The following is a 20,737-nucleotide window of genomic DNA, read 5'->3' on the forward strand; positions in this document are numbered from 1 at the left end:
CCTAAGCCTCCTTGTCAGTCGCTTTAAGGTACTGCTCGTCATCCACGGGCTCCAACCACTCGTTGGAGGCCTCCTCGCCCGGAACCTCCATCACGAGATGGGAGAACCAGCTGTCGGGCGCCGCACCGTGCCAGTGCTTTACGCCCGCTGGAATATTTACTACATCGCCAGGGCACAGCTCCTGTGCCGGTTTGCCCCATTCCTGATAAAGCCCTCGACCAGCCACGCAGACGAGGATCTGTCCGCCACCGCTTTTGGCGTGATGTGTGTGCCAGTTGTTGCGGCAGCCGGGCTCAAACGTAACGTTGTAAATGCCGACCTGCTCGGTGGAAAGGGGCGCGAGGTAGCTTTGCCCGATAAAGTACTTCGCAAATGCGTCGTTGGGGGCACCGATGGGAAAGGCCATCTCGTTTTGATGCTTAGCTCTTGCATCAGCGGCATTGTCATCCGCCCAGACCTCCTTCGCCATGCGAAAGGCCGCCCACGCCTTGGGCCATCCCGCATAAAACGCCGCATGCGTAAGGATTTCCGCTATCTCAGCCCTGGTCACGCCATTGTTCTTTGCGGACATCAGATGATATTGAAACGAAGAGTCCGTCAGGCCCTGCGCCATTAGGGCAACCACCGTCACTATGCTGCGATCTCGAAGGGAAAGCCCGTCTTCTCGACTCCATACCTCGCCGAACAGCACATCGTCATTGAGCTGTGCGAATTTGGGAGCAAAGTCCCCCAGGGCATCTCTGCCCGCTGTCTGTTTGATTGCCATGATCGATTTCCTCCTGTCGATGGTTTTGAGTGCAAAACTGCTTCCGTCCAGCTAAGCCGCGCCTAGACTCCTGTGCCCATTCGTCGCGCCTGCTCAAGAGCGGGATGCCCGCCGATTTCGCCCACGCCGTTCAAGCCGCCGGCGAATACCGTTCCGGCAAGCGTGCGCCTTTGGCGAAAATCCCTTGCGCTCCCGATTTGTATTGACGAAAATAAAGGTAATACCTAAACCTAACTTTAGGTCAAGGAGTAAATTCGAGATTTGTCCGGAGGGACCATGTACACAATCGGACAGGTGGCGGAGATGTTCGATCTGCCCGTTTCCACGCTGCGTTATTACGACAAGCAGGGATTGTTCCCGGAATTGGAGCGAACGTCCGGCATTCGCCGATTCGGCGATACGGAACTCGAGGCGCTTCGGGTCATCGAATGCCTGAAGAAGGCTGGGGTGGAGATCAAGGACATCCGGCTGTTCATGGAATGGTGCGCGGAGGGCCCATCGACATATCCCAAGCGCAAGGCCATGTTCGAGGAGCGGAAGGCCCACATGGAATCGGAGATCGCGAACATGAACCGTGCGCTGGATATGTTGAAGTTCAAATGCTGGTACTACGAGCAGGCGATCCAAGATGGCAACGAGGATAGAGTGAAGGCGCTGATTCCCGACAATTTGCCGGAAGAAATCAAAGATACCTACGATAACGCCCACACTCAATAATGCCGCCCGATGCTCAAGGGGCTTTGGCAAGGAGTCGTTTTAGGCAGACATGCAAAAAGAAAGCCTCCGAACCAGAAGGTTCGGAGGCCGTTATTCCCGTTATTTCGCTGATGGCTTTGCTCTATGGCGACGCCGAAACAGCATCAGGCGGTACTCGACGGTATCAAAACGCGAGTTCAGAAGCCAGTTCCCGTTATTCCCATAGGCATAAGCGCATCTGTTCGCGATTGCCTATCGATGCTCTGTCTCGAGCACGGCAGACACCGCATCGAGGAACTCCCGCACATGGTCTGCGGGGTGCGACGAATGAAGTAGCCCGTAAGACACGAGACAGTCCCAATCGGTAGGGACGGTTTTGAGCATGGGGTGGACGTTGGCCCACAACGGCAGCGTCGCAAGCGCGAGGTCCTCGTTCGCGCCGCGATTGAACACCTCCGCCCGATATTGCGGGAAGTCTACGAGCGCGATTTGAGGATGATGCAAGAGTATCTCGTCGCGCACGCGGTCGATTTCGGCGTTCCAGCCCCGGCGTATAAGCATAAGACTGTGATTGTGGAGGTCGTCGAATGTGACGATGTCGCGTTTGGCGAGTTCGCTGTCGACGGGAACGGCGCACCAGAGCGGCTCGCGCGAAAGCTCGAGGCCCAGGCACCCGCGCTCTTTAAGAAAGGCATCGTCGAAAATCCCCGCCACGATATCCATGTCTTGCCCGAGGTTCGCCAAACCGCGCGCCGCCGAGGGTGTGTTTTCAAACGTGACCACCTGAAGGCTCATGCCAGGGCAACGTTCCTTCACCTTCGGCCACAGCTTCGTGAGCGGCGTGCTGGGCGTCATGAGCGACACTCCCACGCGGATGATGCGCTTTTCTCCACGCTCGGCGACGCGGGCGCGTGCGATTGATTCTTGAGAGTACTGCACGATATGGCGGGCGTCGGCGAGCAGCGACCTGCCTGCTCGCGTAAGCGAAAGCCCCTGATGCGATCGGTGGAACAGCGTAAGGCCTAGCCGCGACTCCAGCAGGTTCATCTGCTTGATGACGGCCGTGGGCGTGATGAAGGACTCTTGTGCCGCCTTGGAGAAGCTGCCCGCCTCCGCCACGCGGATGAAAGTGTCAAGCTGTGGGTTGTACATCGATCCTCCTGTCACGCATTATGTGCCGTATATACCCCATGGTTATATCCATCATTCCAACGTGAACTTCTCGCACGTCAGTAAACGCCGTAGCCTTGTATTCGAAAAGTCACCATTAAGGAGGAGACCATGGAGTATCTGAAGCTCAACAACGACGTAGAGATGCCCATCGAGGGTTTGGGCACCTTCCTCATGACCCCGGCCGAGGCCGAGGCGGCCGCAACCGCCGCGCTCACGGCTGGCTACGAGCACATCGACACCGCCAACGCCTACATGAACGAGCGCGCCGTAGGCCGTGCCATCGCCAAGAGCGGCGTCGCGCGCGACAAGATCTTCGTCTCCACCAAGCTTTGGCCGAGCGTCTACGACGCGGGCATGTCGGCGGTGGACGCCACGCTCCAGCGCCTGGGGCTCGACTACGTCGACATGCTCATCCTGCACCAGCCGGTAGGCGACTACCTGGCCGCGTGGCGCACGATGGAAGAGGCGTACCGCGCAGGCAAGGTGCGCGCCCTCGGCCTCTCCAACTTCCCGCAAGACAAGATCGCCGAGGTCATCGAGGTCGCCGACATCAAGCCGCAGCTCGTGACCGTTGAGTGCCACCCCTACCACGCCCAGCGCGGCCCGCGCGCCTACCTCGCGCCGTACGGCACGGTGATCGAGGCGTGGTACCCGCTCGGCCACGGCGACAAAGGTCTTCTGGAGGAGCCCGTCTTCGTCGCTCTCGCCGAGAAGCACGGCAAGACCCCGGCCCAGGTGATCCTGCGCTGGCACGTGCAGATGGGCACCTCCATCATCCCCGGCTCCAAGAACCCCGCCCACATCGCCGACAACGCGAACATCTTCGACTTCTCCCTCACCGAAGACGAGATGGCCGAGATTGCCAAGCTCGACGGGACCATGACCTACTACACCGCCACTGAGGAAGCACTCGAGGGCTACCTGGCCATGCGCCCCGATTTCGACGCGCAGGAGTAGCGCTCAGACGATAACGGACCAACCAAGCCGCCGCCGAGGACCAGTCGGCTGTCGAGGACGAGCCCGCCGCAGTGCCCGCTGCAGACGGCAACGTCCTCGTGGCCTACTACTCGGCACAGGGCCACACCGCTGTCGTAGCTCAGGCCATCGCCGACGAGCTCGGCGCCGATCTCTTTGAGGTGACACTTAGAACCCGCGGGTTATAACACCGTGCGCACCCCAGCGTTATAGAACCCTCACCAACGGAAACTTCCGCCGACGCGGCTCCCCTCGTATGGTGGATACGTCAAGTTGCGAGAAAGGAAGGCACCATGAACTACATCACCTTGAACAACGGCGTCAGGATGCCGCAGCTCGGCTTCGGCGTGTACCAGATCCCGGACGCCGCGGAATGTCAGCGCGCCGTGGAGGACGCGCTCTCGGTCGGCTACCGGCTGCTCGACACGGCCGCGAGCTACGGCAACGAAGAGGCGGTCGGGGCCGCCATTCGTGCGAGCGGCCTGCCGCGCGACGAGGTGTTCGTGACGACCAAGCTGTGGATGTCGGATGTGAGCTACGAGGGGGCCAAGCGCGGCTTCGACGCGTCGCTCAAGCGGCTGGGGCTCGACTACGTCGACCTCTACCTCATCCACCAGCCGTTCGGCGACGTCTTCGGCGCGTGGCGCGCCATGGAGGAGCTCTACGAGCAGGGCGTTATCCGCGCCATAGGCACAGCTAACTTCTACCCCGATCATCTCGCAAACCTCATCTCGTTCAACCGCATCGCCCCCGCCGTGAACCAAGTCGAGTGCAACGTGTTCTTCCAGCAGCGCGAGGCGCAGGAGTACATGGTCGGCAAGGAGGTAGCCATGGAGGGCTGGGCGCCCTTTGCGGAGGGCAGAAACGACCTCTTCCGCAACGAGGTCCTCGCTCGCATCGGCGAGGCGCACGGCAAGACGGTCGCCCAGGTCGTGTTGCGCTGGCTGCTGCAGCGCGGTGTGGTCTGTATCCCTAAGAGCACGCACCGCGATCGCATGGAGCAAAACTTCGACGTCTTCGACTTCGCGCTGGGCGACGACGAGATGGTCGCCATCGCCGCGCTCGACACCGGGCGCAGCGCGTTCTTCGACCACCACGACCCCGCCACCATCGAATGGATGTCCGGGCTCGTGCGCAACGTGTAGCCGAGCGGTCAGACCGCACTGATAACTTACTAGGAGGAATTGCCATGAACTCATTCACGTACGACTACCCGGTCAGGAACTACTTCGGCGAGGGGGCCATGGACCAGGCGCTCGACGCCGAGATGGGTGCCATGGGCAAGACAGTGATGCTCGCCTACGGCGGAGGCTCGGTCAAACGAACCGGCGTCTACGGCCACGTGGTCGATAAGCTCACGAGCGTGGGCGAGCGCGTGGTGGACTTCGGCGGCATCATGCCCAACCCGACCTACGAGAAGTGCCAGGAAGGCGCCGCGCTCGCACGCGAGGAGCAGGTCGACTTCATTCTCGCCGTCGGCGGCGGGTCGGTCTTCGACTGCTGCAAGGTGGTCTCCGCGCAGGCGATGCTTGACGACGACATCGAGACGTTCGAGCACGTCGACGGCAAGATGCCGAGCTCGTTCATCCCCATGGGCTGCATCGTTACGCTCTCCGGCACGGGTGCCGAGCAGAACAACGGCGCCGTCATCACCAACGAGGAGACGCACGTGAAGGGCGCCTATCTGGGGGCGATGCCCATGTGGGCGGCGCTCGACCCGGCACTCACGCTCACCGTACCGCACGCGCAGTTCATGAGCGGCGCGTTCGACACGCTCTCGCACTGCATGGAGAGCTATTTCGGAAGCCCGCGCGGGTGCAATGTCACCGACGACATCAACCTCGCCATCCAGCGTAACGTCATCCGCAACATGCGGATTATCGCGGACGACGACCAGAACCTCGATGCCAGAAGCGAGCTCGTATACGACTCCGCCATGGCCGAGAACGGCGTGCTCAAGATCGGCAAGTCAACGGACTTCCAGGCGCACATGATCCAGCACCAGTACGGCGCGTACACCCACACCAACCACGGAATGGGCCTCGCGGTCATCCACCCTGCGCTCTACCGCCACCTGGCCCCCGAGGCGCCCGCGCAGTTCGCCCGCTGGGCGCGCGAGGTGTGGGGCGTCGACGGCGAGGGCAAAGACGACCTTACGGTGGCGCTCGAAGGCATCGACCGCCTGCAGACGTTCATCGGCGAGATTGGGCTTCCCACGAGCTTCGCCGAGATGGGCTCCGACGCGTCCGACGAGACGCTGCACAAGGTCGCGGACACCTGCGTGCTCACCGGCGGCTGCGCCAAGAAACTGGAGCGCAGCGAGGTGTTCCAGATTCTGACCGAGTGCCTCTAGATCAGCAGCGGGTCCCAATCCGCCCGCGCTGAAGGAAACAGGAAGGCTCCTCGTTTTTCACGAGGAGCCTTCTGAGTTTTTGCCCGATTGTGAAACCATGTGGCTTGCAGGTGCGGCGGCGGTTGCGAAACGTCCCCATCGGTCGCCATCGGAACCGTACGAAACCGTATGAAAAACAAGAGCAAATGTTCTATTACTACTCCCACTCGATGACTAATCCAGTCCGAGTGTTGTCGATGCGTGTCGCGTCGTACCGCCCGATGGTTGATTCGTGCGCAATTTGAGCAAATCAGGCCCTTGATTCGCGGTTTCGGGAATGACTCAATTGATTCGCAAAACCGCAGGTCGCTCCTTTAATCACTCCCTGGTTTCCGCCGGGGTTCGTAGCGGGTGGCGTGAAAAGGGGCGATTCAAAGGGTCGGAGAGATGCGTCTTAGCCAAGAGAATAAGGTTAGCCTTATCTTGCTGCATGATTCGTGTGTTATAGTTAGATGGCTCTAACTGTTTGGGGGCGACAGCCATGCACGAACGCAAGGGTTTCTGGGACAAGAATGCCAGTCGGTACGACCGTTTCATGCGAAAGGACCGGGCGGCGTATGAGAAGATGTATGAGCTGATCAGGCCGGTGGTGAAAGCAAAAACCGTGCTGGAGGTTGCCACCGGCACGGGGCTTATCGCAAAGAGCATCGTGAATACAGCGGCGCATATCGAGGCTACGGACGCTTCTGCACAGATGATCCTTGAAGCAAAGCGAGACAATCAATCCGCAAAGCTGCACTTTTCCGTACAAGATATGTTCCGCCTGCCCTATGCACAGAAGTCCTTCGAAGTGGTGATCGTGTCCAACGCGCTTCACATAGTGCCGCATCCGGAAAAGGCCCTGCAAGAAATCAGACGGGTGCTGAAGGACGACGGCGTGCTCATCGCGCCAACCTTCACTCACGCGGGGAGCTCGGTTTCCGGCAAGGCAAAAGCCTTTTTCATGAGTATGGCGGGATTCCCCCTCCACAGCAGGTGGACAAGCGAGGAATACCTACGTTTCCTGCGTCAAAACGGCTGGGCGGTGCAGAAAAGCGCAGTGCTGAAGGCCTCGTTCCCGTTGACCTATGCGGAATGCACGAAATCGGAGGGGCCAGATGTCGTTCTTTGAAAACACCCGCAAGCCCGTGGGCCTCGGCGGAAAACTTATGGTTGCCATGATGAATCTGGGCCACAGCCCTGTGGCGCGGTGGGGGCTTCGATTTCTACGACTTGCGCCAAACGCCAAGGTGCTGGATTGCGGCTGCGGAGGCGGGGCGAACATAAAACGGCTGCTGAAAAAATACTCGCATGGCATCGTCAAGGGCATCGACTATTCGCCCGTCAGCGTGGAGAAGGCTAGAAAGCTCAACCGAACTGCAATTCAGGAGGGGCGTTGCGCCGTTCTGCAAGGCAGTGTGGCGGATATGGCGTTTGAGAATAGCTACTTCGATGCTGCCACGGCCTTTGAGACCGTCTATTTTTGGCCTGATTTGCCCCGATGCTTCCGTGAGGTCTGGCGGACGCTGAAGCCAGGCGGGACAATTCTTATCTGCAACGAGAGCAATGGCGATACGGACAAGGACGAGAAGTGGACGCAGATCATCGGCGGCATGACCATCTACAAGGACATTGAATTAAAGGCGTGCCTGGAGCAGGCGGGTTTTCACGAGGTGCAGATACACAAAAAGAAAAAGTGGCTCTGCGTCACGGCGCGGAAGTAGGGGTATCAAGCACGGGTATTTTTGCATCCATCCTGCACATGGCGATAGGCATGACGGTCATAGCGGCTATGCTGGCGGCAATTATGACAGTTTTTATTCACTGAGGAAGAAACCTATGAAATGTAAAATTGAGAAAAACACCGTGCAGGAGACGCTGATCCTCCCGCTGTATTCCCGGAAGCTGTGTACGGAGTTGTACCCGAACCTTTACAGGGATGAAACAGCGGTTCGCCTGCTCGACCAGATCGACTACGACTTTTCAGAGGCAGAGAAAAACTCCCGCAGCCTGATGCAGCGCTTTGGTGCGCTGGAGGTGGCCACACGGCAGAGTGATCTTGCTTTCGAGGTGCGGGATTACCTGAAAGGCCACCCCAATGCGGCGGTGGTCAATCTGGGCTGCGGGCTGGACAACACCGGCAGAACCTGCGACAACGGTAGATGCAAGATCTACAATCTGGACTTCCCGGATGTGATTGCCTTGCGGCAGCAGCTACTGCCCGCCGGGGATCGAGAACAAAATATCCCCTGTGACCTGAAAGACACCGCATGGTTTAGCAAAATCGATGCCTCCGGCGGGGTGGTGTTCTTTGCCTCCGGGGTGTTCTATTACTTTCTGACCCAGCAGGTCCGGGAACTGGTGCGGGAGATGGCGGACGCTTTCCCCGGCGGTGTGCTGGTCTTTGATGCTGCCAATCGGACGGCAGTAAAGATGATCGCAAAAACATGGCTTAAGACTGCAAAAATCAAGGATGTGGGGGCATATTTTGCGGTTTCGGATGCCGCCAAGGAAATCGGCGCGTGGGACAGCCGTCTGCAGGTCACAAGTCGCGGCTATATGCTGGGTTACAACGATTTGAGAGACCCTTCCGTCAGCGGCTTTTTCCGGTTTCTCGCAAGGGTCGGTGACAACGGGATGAAAATGCAAATCGTGAAAATAAGATTTTGAGAGGCAAAAATGCAAAAGACGAGCACTTCTTGCCGCCCAATTGGCAAGAAGCGCTCGTCTTTTCTTAACGCGTTGTATGGCGGAGAGAGCGCAAGTTACGCGAGCGCCCTTCTTGCCAGCTCGGCCGCGCCAAGGATTCCTTGGTCGCCGCCGCAGCCCGGGGCGCAGATGTAGCTCTCTATGTCCTTAAGCTCGGCGGTCTGGATGTAGCCACCCAGATATTCGAGGGTCTTCTTGCGGACGATGCCGTAGAGCTGCTCCTGGTGCATCACGCCGCCGCCGAGGACGATACGGCGAGGCGAGTACATGAGCACGAGGTTCGCGCACATCTGCCCCAGATAATCCCCCTCGAGCGCCCACACCTCAGCGTTGTCCGCGAGCTCGGCCGCGGGCTTTCCCCAGCGCGCGGCGATGGCGGGGCCGGAGGCGAGGCCCTCGAGACAGCTCGCGTGGCTCGGGCAGACGCAGCGTCCCTCCTCGGTGGGACGGGTCCTTACCAGCATGTGGCCGGCCTCGGGGTGCAGCATGCCGTGAAGGAGCCTGCCCGCGCACATGACGCCCGCGCCCACGCCGGTGCCGATGGTCACGTAGACGGCGTCCTCGAGCCCCTTGCAGCAGCCGAAGACTACTTCGCCGAGGCAGGCAACGTTCACGTCCGTGTCGTAGGCCACCGGAATCCCGAGGGCGTCGGCGAACGCGGCGCGAAGACCATAGCCTCGCCACGCGAGCTTGGGCGTCTGAAGGATGGAACCGTAGCGCTCATCGTTGGGGTCGACGCAGGTCGGGCCGAAGGCGCCGATGCCCAACGCGTTCACATCACGGGCGGTGAACCACTCGACCATTTGTGGGACGGTCTCGGCGGGCATAAGCGTCGGGGTCTCCATACGGTCGAGGACCTCGCCGTCGCCGGACACCACGGCACAGACCATCTTGGTCCCGCCGGCCTCGAGGGCGCCGAGCCTCATTTGCTTTTCGCTCATGTGATCCTCCTTACAAAGGGACGCCCGCAGTCATGGTCAACCGCGGGCGCCCATAACGTTGGCTTGTTTCGAGGCGACCCTACCTGGGCACGCGGTCCTGCCTTGCGGCAAACGGGGCGAGCACGGCGTGCGGCTCGCTTTGGTACCAGTAGGCGACGGTGGAGATGTCGTCCTCGCGCTCATAGAGCTTGATGTCGTCGTTGCCGAGGTCCTGGAACGTCACGCGCAGGTCCTCCTTGAACGAGATCGGGTCGGGAAGGTGCCACCTGTAGAGGCCATGCCTGGGCAGCGCGTCGTCGTTGGTCGCGAGCATCGGGTTCGGGTTCGGCTTGCCCGCGCTGAAGCGGTCGCGCGTGGCGTCGCGCGTCGAGCGGTACGGGTAGCCGGCGAACAGTGTGTTGAAGCACTGCGCCTCGGGCAGCGCGTGGGGCGGCCTGTCGAGGAAGGCCCAGGCACCGCCGAAGTAGTCCTCGGCTCCCGTCGAGGTGACCGTGGGGAACTCCTCGTCGCCGTCGAGGAAGAACTTCATCTCGCCCTCGCCCCACCAATAGCGCTCCAGGGCGCACAGGGCCATGTAGGTGCCGACGTAGTAGCCCTTACCGCGCACGCCGTCGAGCACGGTGTAGTCGACGCCCCTGCGGGTGCTGCGCTCGCGGTTAAAACGGGCGTGGAAGTACATGGCGTCGTCCGGCACGTCGGTGAGCGCGTAGTTGAACGTGTAGAAGATGTACTTAATGAACCCGGGGTGCTCGCTCGTAAGCGTGACCTTGGCGTGCTTCCTGAAAGGCATCTCGAAGTAGCAGTTCATGCCGCCCGTCGGGTTCACGCAGATGGGCATCGAGTTGACGATGGCGCGCTCACCGAAGCCGTTGCAGAAGAAGTCGCCGACAGGGCACTCGACCGAGGGGGTCTCCTCGTCGTCCCAGTAGAAGCGCAGCACGAGGTCGCGCATGACGAAGCTGCCGGCGGCGGTCTTGTCGGGGACGGTCATCCAGATGTGGCGGATGATGCCGGGGCCCTCGATGTCCGCGAGCGTGATGGTCTCGCCGGACTCAAGGGGCACGCAGCACGAGCCCTTGCGGCCGACGCCGAGGTGGCTGGCCGACATGGCGGCACGGCCCTTCTCGCCCGTGATGTTCTCGGGGGTGATGGCGCGGCTTTCCTCACCGCCGTGCATCCACACGTCCTTAAGGAACTCTCTCATCGTCGACCTCCTCTATTCGTCGTCTTCGCACTCGGCGGAACTGGCACCGTTCACGTAGACGATCTGCTGGCGCGCCTCGTCGACGAGGGCGTCGAAGTCGAGTTTCTCGTCGGGGCGCGCGAGCGCGACCGTCATGGCGAGCGGGAGGTTGACACCCGCGATCACGTGGATCCGGTCGGAGGCGAAGCGGGAGAAGCGCTGGTTCACGCTGCCGCCGAGCGCGTCGGTGAGGACGACAACCTCGTCAGTGCCCGAAAGAGCCGCCTCGACCGCCGCGTCGAGCCCCTCGCCGTTGTCGTTCACGTAGGCGCACACGGCGTTGACGGCGTCGCTCTTACCCGTAAGGAACTCGAGGGTGTCCTTGAAGCCCTGGGCGAGAAGGGAATGGCTCGCCACAACTATCTTTCTCATTGATTCACCAATCTCTTGGGTCGAAGCTAAGCGAGGATGCCAGCGGCGGAGGCGACCATCGCGAGGACGATCACCACGAGGATGAGGACCGTCATGCTCGCGTTCTTCTTGGTAAGAAGGTAATACGCGCTTCCCGTGATGGCGGCGGGGATCATGGCAGGCAGGATCTTGTCGAGCAGCGGCTGAATCTCCATCGAGACGTCGCCGAAGCTGAAGCTAATCGGGCAGGTGACGCCGATGACCGAGGCGATGAGGCAGCCGACCACGGTGAGGCCGAGCACGGAGGCGGCGGCAGTGAGGTTGGGAAGCTTCTCGCTGAAGTCGGTGACGAGCTTCACGCCCTGCTTGTAGCCGAACTCGAGGGCGTGCATGCGGACCCAGAAGATGGCCAGGATGAGCGCGAACCAGATGCCGGCTCCCACGGGGTTGCCCTCGATGGCCATGTAGGCGGCGATGGAGCCCATGATGGTCGGGATCATGGTCATGAGCAGGGAGTCGCCGACGCCGGCGAGCGGTCCCATGGTGCCGATCTTCAGGTCTTGGACGGCGTCCGCCGCCGCTAGGCCGTCGCGTTCCTCCATGGCCACGCAGGCGCCAAGGATGATGGCGGCGAGCCAAGGCTGGGTATTGTAGTAGCGGAAGTGGTTGTTGAGCGCTTGCTTATAGTCCTCGTCGTTCGTGTAGATCTTCCTCAGGACCGGCGAGAGGGCGTAGGCGACTGAGGCGCCCTGCTGGGTCTGGTAGTTGAAGGTGCACACGCTCATGAGCCAGCGCCAGTTCGCGTTGCGCAGATCCTTCTTGGTGACCTTGTAGCCGGAGGGCTTGCCCTCGGCGACGGCGGTGATGTTCTCGTTTTCCATGGTTACTCATCCTCTCCGATGAAGGCGTCTGCGGAAGCGTGGGCGGCGAGCTCGGTGTCCCTCTCGGCACGCTGGTAGAACGCGATCGCGAGGGCAACGCCGACGATGGCGGCGCCGATGATGGGCACGTTCAGGAAGGCCGAGAGGAAGAAGCCGACGAGCAGGTACTGGAAGTACTTGCCGGTGGGCATGTAGCGGAGCAGCATGGCGATACCGATGGCCGGGAGCATCTTGCCGGCGAGGGTGAGGCCGGAGAGGAACCACTGAGGCATGACCTCGAGGAGCCAGTTGACGGCGGGCTGGCCGAGCGTCACGGAGACAAAGACGGGCAGGGCGGCGCACAGGCCGAAGAGCGCGGGGCAGACCCACAGGATGGCGTTCATCTGATTGAACTTACCCTCGTTGCAGAACTTCTGGGACTTCTCGACGACGAAGCCGTTGAGGATCTTGACGATGACGTCGAGCTGGATGCCGAGCATGCCGACCGGCAGGCCGATGGCGAGGCCCGTGTCCGCGCCCAGGGTCACGCCGTAGGCGGTGGCGATGATGGCCATCGTGCCGTAGTCGGGAATCGACGAGCCGCCGAAGCCCGCGACGCCGAGCTGCATGAGCTGGATGGTGCCGCCGATGACGAGGCCGGTCTGCCAGTCGCCCATGACGACGCCGGTGATAAGGCCCCAGAAGACGGCATAGTTGACGAAGATCATCGGGATGCCGTAGTAGTCCACGTGCTTGATGAAGGCCAGCAGGGTCAAAAGGACGACCTGCAGGATAGTGAAGTTAACCATGATCCCTCCTTAGATGAGGTCGGCGACGGAGACGGGCTTGTCGGCGGGCACGAACTGTGCCGTCACCTTGACGCCGCGGGCGATGAGCGCCTTGTAGCTCTGGACGTTCTCGGCGGAGGCATAGGCGCGCTGGGTGAGCTGGACGCCGCCCTCCTTGACGAGCGAGCCGCCGACGATCAGCGACGGGAGCTCGATGCCCGACTCGACCAGGTGAAGGATCGTCTCGGGCTCCTTGGCGATGACAAAGACCTTCTCGCGGTCGTACTTGCCCGCCGCGAAGTTCTTGAGCGCGGTCTGCTCGGAGATGATCGAGACGGCCATGCCCGCGGGGCGCGCCATCCTCATAGTGGACTTCAGGACCTCGTCGCCGGCGACCTTGTCGTCGATGACCATGACTCGGGTCGCGCCCGACACCGGGGCCCACTGCGTCACGATGATGCCGTGAAGCAGGCGATTGTCGATTCGTGCCATAACAACACTCATGTTTGCTCCTATCAAATGAAGTTTTACGTTCGGTACTGCCTCGGCGCTATCCGGATTCGCGCCGGGCAAGGGGTTATCGGATTATTGAGGACGCGCAGTCAGCTTGCGGCGGCGCGGGGAAGGTCACTCGTCGAGCAGGAGGTCCGAGGAGCCGAGGCGCTCTTCTCGCGCCGGGGCGGCGCTCACGCTTATGTAGTCGAAGACATATGCGATCTCGCTTACGGGAACCTCTACGCGATAGCGCGTCGAGATGCTCGAGAAGCTCTGCCTGAAGGACTCGATGAAATCGGCACGCTCCTCCTCGAAGCGGTCCTGACCAACGTAGGTCTCAATGGGGTTTCTGGTAACAAGGCGCTCGACGAGACAGCAGAGGTGGACGTAGAGCCCAATGATGGCGTTGCTGCCGATCTTCTCGCCTGTCCTGCGCTGAAGATCGTGCACGGCGCTCTCGATCTCGTGGAATAGCCGCTCCGGGTCGAGGATGGTGATGGAGCGGATGACGTTCTGCAGCGTCATGTTCGAGAGCAGCTTCTCGTGGAAAGAAGAGAGCTCGGAAGCGTCAAGCCACCTGCCGAACACGGCATCAACCTTAGAGGCGGACGCCGTCGACATGATGTCCTCGAGGGCGACGAAGGGGACGGAGGCGACCCCGGGGTCTCCCGTGCCGATGACGGCGCAGACGCGGTGCTCGGAGAAAACGGCGTCATTCGACCCGTTCGCGACGAGCTGCTTGAAGGGCCTCGTGAGCAGGCGCGCGCCTATGGTGCGCGGGAGGCTCTGCGAGACGAGCTGGCGTATCCTCTCCGCGGCGTCGACCCCGGACTCGGAGCAGAAGACGATGGCGTCCTCACGGTTGACGCGCTCGATCACCTTGCAGTGCGTCACGCACGCGGCGGTCGCATCGCCAAGAACCTCGGCGATGGACTTGCCGCCGAGCAGCCCGACCCCGATCTCGAGCGCAAGACCGGTAGAGACGTTGTTCACCACGCCGATAGTGGAGTCGGTAACGTTCTCGAGGGCCTTATAGGCCTCCTCCAAGGAGCCCATGTCGACGAGGAACACGACCCCGGTGCAGTAGGAATGGCGGTCGACGAGGCGCTGGAGCGGACCGACGATGTCCTTCAGCTGCTGGTCGTAGGGCATGTCGACAGCCTCGTACACATGCATGCCGAGCATACGGTTCGCCGCGTCGGCGATGCTCGTCGCCGTTGAGTAGCCGTGGGACAAGATGACGCAGAGCGTCCGAAGGGCCTTCGCATCGCGAGACTCCGATGCGACGCACAGCGTCAGAAGCGTCTTCGTGAAGTGATCGAGCGAGATTCCCAGCGCCCCTTCCACGTCTGCGGCGACCTGATCGGAGACGCTCGAGGCAAACGGTAATTCGGAGGTCACGGCACCGAGGAGATGGGAGATTTGCTCCGCACAGGCAGACTTTCGCTTAGCCAGGCCGATGCCCGGCCACAACTGCAGGCAAATCTCCTGGGCCAGTAGAAAAGCGACCTTCCTCGAAAGCTCGATGCCATAAGAAGAGCCTGCGTCGGCAAGGACCGCGCCCACGATGCGCTCGAAGGCGCGCGACCTCGAGGAGGTAACGCCGCGGCCGAAGATCAAGTGATCCTCAACGCCGCGCACAGCGGAGACAGCTTGCGAGACGAGCTCGGAGACAGAGAGCTCCCCGGCGCAGAATCGCTCATCGAGAGAGCACAGGGCATCGAGCGCCTGCTCGACCGGCCCTGTGCTCTCGGCGGCATCCAGGGACGCGTCGATCAGAACGCCATCGTCGGGCTGTTGATCGATCTGCGCGGAGGAGAGGAGCCCGCTGGGAAGAAGATACGGGCGAACGACGACGTAGTCGCCCTCGCGATTGAGGAACGCTTTGGCGCAGCAGTTCGTCACGCAGGCGCGCAAGCCGGCGATGTTATCGGAAAAGTCCGCGTTCACGAGGCAACGGTATGCGCCGCGGCTGATCTTCACATCAGAACCGATTCGGCACCCCTCGCTGCGCAGGAAGCTCAAGATGAGATCCTCGCGCTCCTCGGGGGTCCGCTCCTTGAGTGAGGGGACGCGGGCACAGATGGGCATTTTGCTGTAGGCCGAGGAAACCTTCAGGTCATCGGCGGAAAGCGTCGTCGAAAGAACGAGGCGAGCGCGCGGCGCATCCTGGGAGGCATCGAGCCCGAGGGCCGTCGCAAGGCAGTGCTCCATCGCAGAGGGAGAGAGTGCCTCGATGCCGTTGACAAAAACCACACCCCCGCGCGATTTCGCGATCGACTCGTCAAGAAGCCCGTTGAACGAGGCGGCGTCCGGGACCCCGGCGCAGTCGATGCGCACATAGGAGGAGTCGCGGGACAGCAAGCCCTGGTTCTTGCCGTACTCGTACACAAGACGAGAAAGGAAAGACTTGCCGACACCCACGCCGCCGCTCAAGAGGATGGGTAGGCCAAACGGAGGGTACTGAACCGCAGCCTTGCACTGCTCGACAACGGAGCTGAGGCTCAGGCCAAAGCCCACGGCACGCGCGAAGTCACGGTGATCGGCGATTCCCGTCGCCTGGATGAGGTCGGCGAGCGAGGCGTACTCGCTTGCAGAGAGCTTTACCTGAAAACGCTTCTGGAACGCGCGGCGATGAAAAAAACGGACAGGCCTGCCCGCCACCTTAACCACAAGGCCGGCGCGAACAAGGTCGTTGAGGTACTGGCTCGCCAGACTCCTGGAGATGATGAGCGTCTCGGCGATGTCGGAGGTGGACAGACGGGCAAGGTCGTCGAGCGAGACGGCAGAGGTGAGGGCCTCGAGATGCTCGAGAATCCTGTCCCTCATGTCGACGGGCTTCTTTGCCAAGCTGTCCTGTGCGGTCTTGTCCATGACTTCTTACCTCCTTGTACAAGGAGTATAAGGGGAACACAGAGAACGGAAGGGGGCGCGTGGGGGAATCAACAGCCCCGAGGAGAAGTTCACCACTTGAGGGGCAGAAAACAACGGCCATTGAACATTCAGGGCCGACGCTCAACACTTCGGCTCGACACTTCGCTTTGGAAAGGGCCCTGCGCGATGGTGCAGCCCTCCATCTCGCAGCACAGGTCGCCGAAGGTCGCGAGGATGCGCTCCTTCTGTTCCGCGGGCGAGACGACTCGGTGGGCAAGGTCCTCTCAAAAGGGGTCGTCCGACGCCGCAAGACCTCGATGACCGACTACCGCCTCGAGCAAGTGGCGGATTACCTCTACACTATCGAACTTGCCTTGGTCAAGTACGAGGCCAAGGAGAACGGTGAGACGTACAACAAGTTCTTCGGAGGTATAGGCTCTTTCAAGAGGAGCTGGCTCAAGCAAGCCCGCAACAAGCGGATATAGCTGGTCTCGCGGTTTCGCAAGGAACGGTCAGTTCTCCTCTGGCGAGGAATCCCGGGCGACGTGCTTCGAGCAGCGGAAGCTGAAGCGCAAGCAGAAGCAGCGCGGGCATTGATCGGTGCCGACATGGGCCCAGACGTGAACAGTGCTACGTCCCCTGTTCACGGGGCGCGAAACCGCAAAGGTCGCACAGAGGTTGCAAAATAAGAAGCCCCCGACCTGTTTTCGCAGGTCAGAGGCTTGAAATCAACGAATATCGTTTACTCCCACTCGATCGTCGCGGGCGGCTTGGACGTGATGTCGTAGCACACGCGATTGGCACCGGGGACCTCGGCAACGATGCGGCCGGAGATGCGGGCCAGCACGTCGTAGGGCAGCTTGGCCCAGTCGGCGGTCATGGCATCGCTGGACTCGACGGCACGCAGGATAATCGGGCGCTGATAAGTGCGCTCGTCGCCCATAACGCCCACAGACTTAATGTCGGGCAGGACCGCAAAGTACTGCCAGCAGCTGTGCTCGGAGTTGCGCACACCGGTCTGCTCAAACAGACGCTGGTTGTAAGCATCGAGCTCCTCGCGCACGATGGCGTCGGCGTTCTTGAGGATCTCAAGTTTCTCCTTGTCGACCGCGCCGATGATGCGGATGGCCAGACCCGGGCCCGGGAAGGGCTGGCGGAACACGATGTGACCCGGCAGGCCCAGCGCCAGACCAAGTGCACGGACCTCGTCCTTAAAGAAGTGGTCGAGCGGCTCAATAAGGTCGAAGTGCACGCCCTCGGGGAACGGGATCAGGTTGTGGTGGCTCTTGATGGTGGCCGTCTTGCCGCCCGTCTTGCGAGCGCCGGACTCGATGATGTCGGGATAGATGGTGCCCTGAGCCAGGTACTTGACCGGCTTGCCATCGGTCTCGAGCTGCTGCGCCACGGCGAAGAACTCTTTCCAGAACTGCGTACCGATGATGCGGCGCTTCTCCTCGGGCTCGGTCACGCCGGCCAGAAGCTCGGCATAACGATCCTCGGCGTGGACGTGGATAAAGTCGACATCGAACTGCTTGGTGAAGACCTCCTCCACCTGCTCGGGCTCGCCCTTGCGCAGCAGGCCGTGGTTGATGAACACGCAGGTCATCTGCTTGCCCACGGCGCGAGCGCCCAGCGCAGCCACGACGGAGGAGTCGACGCCACCGGACAGGGCCAGAATCACGCGGTCGCCGCCGACCTTCTCGCAGAACTCGGCCGTCATGGTCTCGACCAGGTTATCCATGCTCCAGTTGGGCTCCAGGCCGCAGATCTCAAACAGGAAGTTGCTCAGCAGCTGCTGACCGTACTCGGAGTGCTTGACCTCGGGGTGGAACTGCGTGGTGAAGATCTTGCGCTCGACGCATTCCATGGCGGCAACCGGGCACACGTCGGTGCTGGCGGTAACGGTAAAGCCCTCGGGCACCTCGGAAACGGCATCGCGATGGCTCATCCACACGGTCTGCTCCATGGGCGTGGAGTTAAAGAGCTTGGCGCCGGCCGTGCGCGTGATGGTGGCGCGGCCGTACTCGCCCACCTCGGAGTGGCCGACCTTGCCGCCGAGCGTCACAGCCGTGATCTGATGGCCGTAGCAAAAGCCCAGGACGGGAAGGCCCAGGTCAAAGATGGCGGGGTCGATAGACGGAGCGTCCTCTGCGTACACGGAGGCCGGGCCGCCGGAAAGGATGAGCGCAGAGGCGTTCATATCGCGAATCTCGTCGGCCGAGATGTCGCAGGGGACAATCTCGGAATACACGTTGAGGTCGCGGACGCGACGGGCAATGAGCTGACCGTACTGCGCACCAAAGTCGAGTACGAGGACCTTTGCGGAAGCCTTTTGATCCATGGTTCCCCCTCTTGTTGGCGGGGAGCCGGTGCCCACCCGCGTGAATGAACGAAAATAACCTCCATAGTGTACACGTTATATGGGGTTTCTCGCCCCTCGCAGCCATCAGCGCACGGCAAACGCACGACCTGGGCCCCTATTTGACAGCAATTGAAGTGTTTTCAAACGTTACAGATGATGTAATACGTTTGAACATTGGACGCCCTGTGCCACAATACTGCCGAACGACTCCGCCCTCGCGGCGGCAAATACGATAGGAATACCAGCATGAAGCGCATCCTTCTCATCGCCACGGGCGGCACCATCGCATCGACCGAGGACGGCAACGGCCTCTCCCCCGCCCTGACCGGTGAGGAGCTCGCCCAGAGCGTCCCCGAGATCTCGGGGCTCTGCGAGCTCGACGTCGTGCAGCCCATGAACATCGACAGCACCAACATGCGCCCGAGCGACTGGATGCGTATCCGCGACGTCATTGTCGAGGGTTATGCCGACCACGACGGCTTCGTGATTCTGCACGGCACTGACACCATGAGCTACACCGCAGCAGCACTTTCCTATCTGATTCAGGACAGCCCCAAACCCATCGTGCTCACCGGCTCGCAAAAGCCCATGGGCAATCCCTTTACCGACGCCAAGCTCAACCTGTACCAGAGCCTGCTCTATGCGCTCGACGAGCACTCGCACGACGTTTCGATCGTGTTTGGCGGCGTCGCCATTGCCGGTACGCGCGCCCGCAAGCAGCGCACCATGAGCTTTAATGCGTTCATTAGTGTGAACTATCCGCCCATCGCCTATATCCGCAACGACCGCATTGTGCGCAACGGGCTTCACGGCACCCATCAGAATGAGAGCCCAGTTCGTTTCTACGACAGTATCGATCCGCGCGTGTTTGTCCTTAAGCTCACGCCCGGCGTGAACCCGGGTATCCTCGACGCCCTAGCCGATAGCTACGATGCCGTTATCCTGGAGACCTTTGGCATTGGCGGTATCCCCGAGTTTGGCGAGTCGGGCGAGTCGTTCCAAGAGTCAATTTTCCGCTGGGTCGATTCGGGTCGCACCGTCGTTATGACCACGCAGGTCCCCGAAGAGGGCCTCGATCTGGGCGTTTACGAGGTCGGCCGTGCTTACGCCGATCATCCGGGCATTCTGCGCGGCGACGACATGACCACCGAGACGCTCGTGGCCAAAACCATGTGGGCACTCGGCCAGTCACGCGATGCCGCCGAAATCCAGCGCCTGTTCTACAGCCAAGTCAACCACGACCGTATCCCGATGGTGTAGCAAAAAACAAAATCCGCCTCTTTGGGCCTAGTAGGGCACGTGGTACCCCTCGGAACGTGCAAAAAGCGAAGTTTTCAGCATCCGCCCCTTACGGAAATGTTAAAACCGCTGACTGAAAATCGTTTTTCGGTTCGACCGACTCGTTCCACGCGTATGTTTTTCCTCATATTATTGAATTTTGTGGATAATCCTAAACGGCATGCGTCGGATTTGCGGATCCGGTCGCCGTCAAATTATTGAGGGATGCTGAAAACTCGCGTTTTTGCACGCCGCCGTCGGGGGAACCCGTTCAACAAACGGCAAATCTAGCAAAATCGCCTACTCGATGCCCTCGAGAAGTTCTGACACCGTCATGCCGAGTGCGGGTGCGATCTTAAATAGAACCTTGAGCGTGAAATTTGCCGTCCCATCTTCGATTCGGTCGAGGTAGGGCCGGCTGATTCCTGTCGCCACACAAAAATCAACCTTGGAGATACCAAGGTCCCTGCGCGTCTCTTCGACCCGCCTGCCAAGAATCTGTTTCGCACGTTCGTCCATGCAGCCGAGTTTGAAATGGAGCAAAACAAAAACGTAAGGCTCTGTTAGACCAGGATTGACATACATGTGTCCCCACGGTGCCATATCGTTAGCCCCGTAGACCGCGACGGATGGGGGCAGCATGAACGCCGAAGACCTGGTCCTCAACTTCAAGAAGGACATCTCGAGCCTCAGCAGGACCGAGCGCCGCCGCGCAATCGAGTCCGTCAGGGACGTTATCCGCGCGGCGGCGTTCGACGACGCTGCCGGCTCAACCTATGAGGTCGAGCGCTGCCCGCGCTGCGGGTCCGCCGCGGTCGTGAAGAAGGGCAAATCGAGGAACGGCGAGCAGCGCTA

General features: G+C 61.0%; 22 protein-coding genes. 11 read left to right on the forward strand and 11 right to left on the reverse strand.

The window, feature by feature from the left end; all coding sequences use genetic code 11:
* Position 1: 1 nt before the first annotated feature.
* Positions 2–766 carry a carboxymuconolactone decarboxylase family protein gene (locus tag ABHT90_RS02975; protein ID WP_346981536.1) on the reverse strand — a complete coding sequence of 255 codons (765 nt, stop codon included), beginning with the start codon at positions 764–766 and terminating at the stop codon, positions 2–4.
* A gap of 276 nt (positions 767–1,042) precedes the next feature.
* On the opposite strand from ABHT90_RS02975, the gene ABHT90_RS02980 reads away from it, so the two are divergent.
* A complete protein-coding gene (locus ABHT90_RS02980) occupies positions 1,043–1,483 on the forward strand; it encodes a MerR family transcriptional regulator (RefSeq protein ID WP_346981537.1) in 441 nt (146 codons plus the stop codon).
* Between the two features lie 231 nt (positions 1,484–1,714).
* Here ABHT90_RS02980 and ABHT90_RS02985 read toward each other — a convergent pair whose 3' ends face one another.
* The gene (locus tag ABHT90_RS02985; RefSeq protein WP_346981538.1) at positions 1,715–2,614 is read right to left on the reverse strand and encodes a LysR family transcriptional regulator; all 900 of its coding nucleotides are present in this window, start codon (positions 2,612–2,614) and stop codon (positions 1,715–1,717) included.
* A 129-nt stretch (positions 2,615–2,743) separates the two neighbouring features.
* On the opposite strand from ABHT90_RS02985, the gene ABHT90_RS02990 reads away from it, so the two are divergent.
* From ABHT90_RS02990 to ABHT90_RS03020, 7 genes are all read left to right on the forward strand, one after another.
* The gene (locus ABHT90_RS02990; protein WP_346981539.1) at positions 2,744–3,592 is read left to right on the forward strand and encodes an aldo/keto reductase; all 849 of its coding nucleotides are present in this window, start codon (positions 2,744–2,746) and stop codon (positions 3,590–3,592) included.
* A 71-nt stretch (positions 3,593–3,663) separates the two neighbouring features.
* Positions 3,664–3,798 (forward strand): flavodoxin, encoded by a 135-nt coding sequence (locus ABHT90_RS02995; protein WP_346981540.1) that lies wholly within the window; start codon positions 3,664–3,666, stop codon positions 3,796–3,798.
* Positions 3,799–3,903: 105 nt separating this feature from the next.
* Positions 3,904–4,755, forward strand: coding sequence for an aldo/keto reductase (locus ABHT90_RS03000; protein WP_346981541.1), 852 nt, complete (start codon positions 3,904–3,906; stop codon positions 4,753–4,755).
* A 44-nt stretch (positions 4,756–4,799) separates the two neighbouring features.
* Positions 4,800–5,963 carry an iron-containing alcohol dehydrogenase gene (locus ABHT90_RS03005; protein WP_346981543.1) on the forward strand — a complete coding sequence of 388 codons (1,164 nt, stop codon included), beginning with the start codon at positions 4,800–4,802 and terminating at the stop codon, positions 5,961–5,963.
* A gap of 520 nt (positions 5,964–6,483) precedes the next feature.
* Positions 6,484–7,113, forward strand: coding sequence for a class I SAM-dependent methyltransferase (locus tag ABHT90_RS03010; RefSeq protein ID WP_346981544.1), 630 nt, complete (start codon positions 6,484–6,486; stop codon positions 7,111–7,113).
* The gene (locus ABHT90_RS03015) at positions 7,100–7,705 is read left to right on the forward strand and encodes a class I SAM-dependent methyltransferase (protein WP_346981546.1); all 606 of its coding nucleotides are present in this window, start codon (positions 7,100–7,102) and stop codon (positions 7,703–7,705) included. The genes ABHT90_RS03010 and ABHT90_RS03015 overlap by 14 nt, the downstream gene beginning before the upstream one ends.
* Positions 7,706–7,820: 115 nt before the next feature.
* Positions 7,821–8,651 carry a class I SAM-dependent methyltransferase gene (locus ABHT90_RS03020; RefSeq protein WP_346981547.1) on the forward strand — a complete coding sequence of 277 codons (831 nt, stop codon included), beginning with the start codon at positions 7,821–7,823 and terminating at the stop codon, positions 8,649–8,651.
* A 95-nt stretch (positions 8,652–8,746) separates the two neighbouring features.
* Here the strand turns inward: ABHT90_RS03020 and ABHT90_RS03025 are convergent, their stop codons facing one another.
* From ABHT90_RS03025 to ABHT90_RS03055, 7 genes are all read right to left on the reverse strand, one after another.
* Positions 8,747–9,631, reverse strand: a complete 885-nt coding sequence (locus ABHT90_RS03025) for an ROK family protein (protein WP_230317527.1) — start codon at positions 9,629–9,631, stop codon at positions 8,747–8,749.
* A gap of 79 nt (positions 9,632–9,710) precedes the next feature.
* Positions 9,711–10,835 carry a glycoside hydrolase family 172 protein gene (locus ABHT90_RS03030; RefSeq protein ID WP_172676343.1) on the reverse strand — a complete coding sequence of 375 codons (1,125 nt, stop codon included), beginning with the start codon at positions 10,833–10,835 and terminating at the stop codon, positions 9,711–9,713.
* Positions 10,836–10,847: 12 nt separating this feature from the next.
* Positions 10,848–11,246, reverse strand: a complete 399-nt coding sequence (locus ABHT90_RS03035; RefSeq protein ID WP_055287011.1) for a PTS sugar transporter subunit IIA — start codon at positions 11,244–11,246, stop codon at positions 10,848–10,850.
* A gap of 26 nt (positions 11,247–11,272) precedes the next feature.
* Positions 11,273–12,106 carry a PTS system mannose/fructose/sorbose family transporter subunit IID gene (locus ABHT90_RS03040; protein ID WP_055287013.1) on the reverse strand — a complete coding sequence of 278 codons (834 nt, stop codon included), beginning with the start codon at positions 12,104–12,106 and terminating at the stop codon, positions 11,273–11,275.
* A 2-nt stretch (positions 12,107–12,108) separates the two neighbouring features.
* Entirely contained in the window at positions 12,109–12,894 is a 786-nt protein-coding gene (locus ABHT90_RS03045) for a PTS mannose/fructose/sorbose/N-acetylgalactosamine transporter subunit IIC (RefSeq protein ID WP_055287014.1), read from the reverse strand.
* A gap of 9 nt (positions 12,895–12,903) precedes the next feature.
* The gene (locus ABHT90_RS03050) at positions 12,904–13,377 is read right to left on the reverse strand and encodes a PTS sugar transporter subunit IIB (protein WP_055287016.1); all 474 of its coding nucleotides are present in this window, start codon (positions 13,375–13,377) and stop codon (positions 12,904–12,906) included.
* 123 nt (positions 13,378–13,500) lie between these two features.
* Positions 13,501–16,242 (reverse strand): PRD domain-containing protein, encoded by a 2,742-nt coding sequence (locus ABHT90_RS03055; RefSeq protein WP_346981549.1) that lies wholly within the window; start codon positions 16,240–16,242, stop codon positions 13,501–13,503.
* Positions 16,243–16,256: 14 nt separating this feature from the next.
* On the opposite strand from ABHT90_RS03055, the gene ABHT90_RS03060 reads away from it, so the two are divergent.
* Positions 16,257–16,727, forward strand: a complete 471-nt coding sequence (locus ABHT90_RS03060) for a hypothetical protein (RefSeq protein ID WP_346981550.1) — start codon at positions 16,257–16,259, stop codon at positions 16,725–16,727.
* Positions 16,728–16,984: 257 nt separating this feature from the next.
* Here the strand turns inward: ABHT90_RS03060 and guaA are convergent, their stop codons facing one another.
* Positions 16,985–18,583 (reverse strand): glutamine-hydrolyzing GMP synthase, encoded by a 1,599-nt coding sequence (gene guaA / locus ABHT90_RS03065; protein WP_346981551.1) that lies wholly within the window; start codon positions 18,581–18,583, stop codon positions 16,985–16,987.
* Between the two features lie 267 nt (positions 18,584–18,850).
* Between guaA and ABHT90_RS03070 the strand changes: the two genes are divergently transcribed.
* Positions 18,851–19,864, forward strand: coding sequence for an asparaginase (locus ABHT90_RS03070; RefSeq protein WP_346981553.1), 1,014 nt, complete (start codon positions 18,851–18,853; stop codon positions 19,862–19,864).
* A 318-nt stretch (positions 19,865–20,182) separates the two neighbouring features.
* Here the strand turns inward: ABHT90_RS03070 and ABHT90_RS03075 are convergent, their stop codons facing one another.
* The gene (locus tag ABHT90_RS03075; protein ID WP_346981554.1) at positions 20,183–20,485 is read right to left on the reverse strand and encodes a helix-turn-helix domain-containing protein; all 303 of its coding nucleotides are present in this window, start codon (positions 20,483–20,485) and stop codon (positions 20,183–20,185) included.
* 37 nt (positions 20,486–20,522) lie between these two features.
* On the opposite strand from ABHT90_RS03075, the gene ABHT90_RS03080 reads away from it, so the two are divergent.
* A partial coding sequence (locus ABHT90_RS03080; RefSeq protein WP_346981555.1) for a hypothetical protein occupies positions 20,523–20,737 on the forward strand: 215 nt, incomplete at its 3' end.

The organism is Collinsella aerofaciens (assembly GCF_039758815.1).
In the GTDB taxonomy this organism is placed as follows: Bacteria; Actinomycetota; Coriobacteriia; order Coriobacteriales; family Coriobacteriaceae; genus Collinsella; species Collinsella aerofaciens_BP.

Bases quoted from the DNA above. Each gene is read 5' to 3' on its own strand.
- ABHT90_RS02975 (WP_346981536.1), bottom strand. From the start codon at position 766: ATGGCAATCAAACAGACAGCGGGCAGAGATGCCCTGGGGGACTTTGCT.
- ABHT90_RS02980 (WP_346981537.1), top strand. From the start codon at position 1,043: ATGTACACAATCGGACAGGTGGCGGAGATGTTCGATCTGCCCGTTTCC.
- ABHT90_RS02985 (WP_346981538.1), bottom strand. From the start codon at position 2,614: ATGTACAACCCACAGCTTGACACTTTCATCCGCGTGGCGGAGGCGGGC.
- ABHT90_RS02990 (WP_346981539.1), top strand. From the start codon at position 2,744: ATGGAGTATCTGAAGCTCAACAACGACGTAGAGATGCCCATCGAGGGT.
- ABHT90_RS03000 (WP_346981541.1), top strand. From the start codon at position 3,904: ATGAACTACATCACCTTGAACAACGGCGTCAGGATGCCGCAGCTCGGC.
- ABHT90_RS03005 (WP_346981543.1), top strand. From the start codon at position 4,800: ATGAACTCATTCACGTACGACTACCCGGTCAGGAACTACTTCGGCGAG.
- ABHT90_RS03010 (WP_346981544.1), top strand. From the start codon at position 6,484: ATGCACGAACGCAAGGGTTTCTGGGACAAGAATGCCAGTCGGTACGAC.
- ABHT90_RS03015 (WP_346981546.1), top strand. From the start codon at position 7,100: ATGTCGTTCTTTGAAAACACCCGCAAGCCCGTGGGCCTCGGCGGAAAA.
- ABHT90_RS03020 (WP_346981547.1), top strand. From the start codon at position 7,821: ATGAAATGTAAAATTGAGAAAAACACCGTGCAGGAGACGCTGATCCTC.
- ABHT90_RS03025 (WP_230317527.1), bottom strand. From the start codon at position 9,631: ATGAGCGAAAAGCAAATGAGGCTCGGCGCCCTCGAGGCCGGCGGGACC.
- ABHT90_RS03030 (WP_172676343.1), bottom strand. From the start codon at position 10,835: ATGAGAGAGTTCCTTAAGGACGTGTGGATGCACGGCGGTGAGGAAAGC.
- ABHT90_RS03035 (WP_055287011.1), bottom strand. From the start codon at position 11,246: ATGAGAAAGATAGTTGTGGCGAGCCATTCCCTTCTCGCCCAGGGCTTC.
- ABHT90_RS03040 (WP_055287013.1), bottom strand. From the start codon at position 12,106: ATGGAAAACGAGAACATCACCGCCGTCGCCGAGGGCAAGCCCTCCGGC.
- ABHT90_RS03045 (WP_055287014.1), bottom strand. From the start codon at position 12,894: ATGGTTAACTTCACTATCCTGCAGGTCGTCCTTTTGACCCTGCTGGCC.
- ABHT90_RS03050 (WP_055287016.1), bottom strand. From the start codon at position 13,377: ATGAGTGTTGTTATGGCACGAATCGACAATCGCCTGCTTCACGGCATC.
- ABHT90_RS03055 (WP_346981549.1), bottom strand. From the start codon at position 16,242: ATGGACAAGACCGCACAGGACAGCTTGGCAAAGAAGCCCGTCGACATG.
- guaA (WP_346981551.1), bottom strand. From the start codon at position 18,583: ATGGATCAAAAGGCTTCCGCAAAGGTCCTCGTACTCGACTTTGGTGCG.
- ABHT90_RS03070 (WP_346981553.1), top strand. From the start codon at position 18,851: ATGAAGCGCATCCTTCTCATCGCCACGGGCGGCACCATCGCATCGACC.
- ABHT90_RS03075 (WP_346981554.1), bottom strand. From the start codon at position 20,485: ATGGCACCGTGGGGACACATGTATGTCAATCCTGGTCTAACAGAGCCT.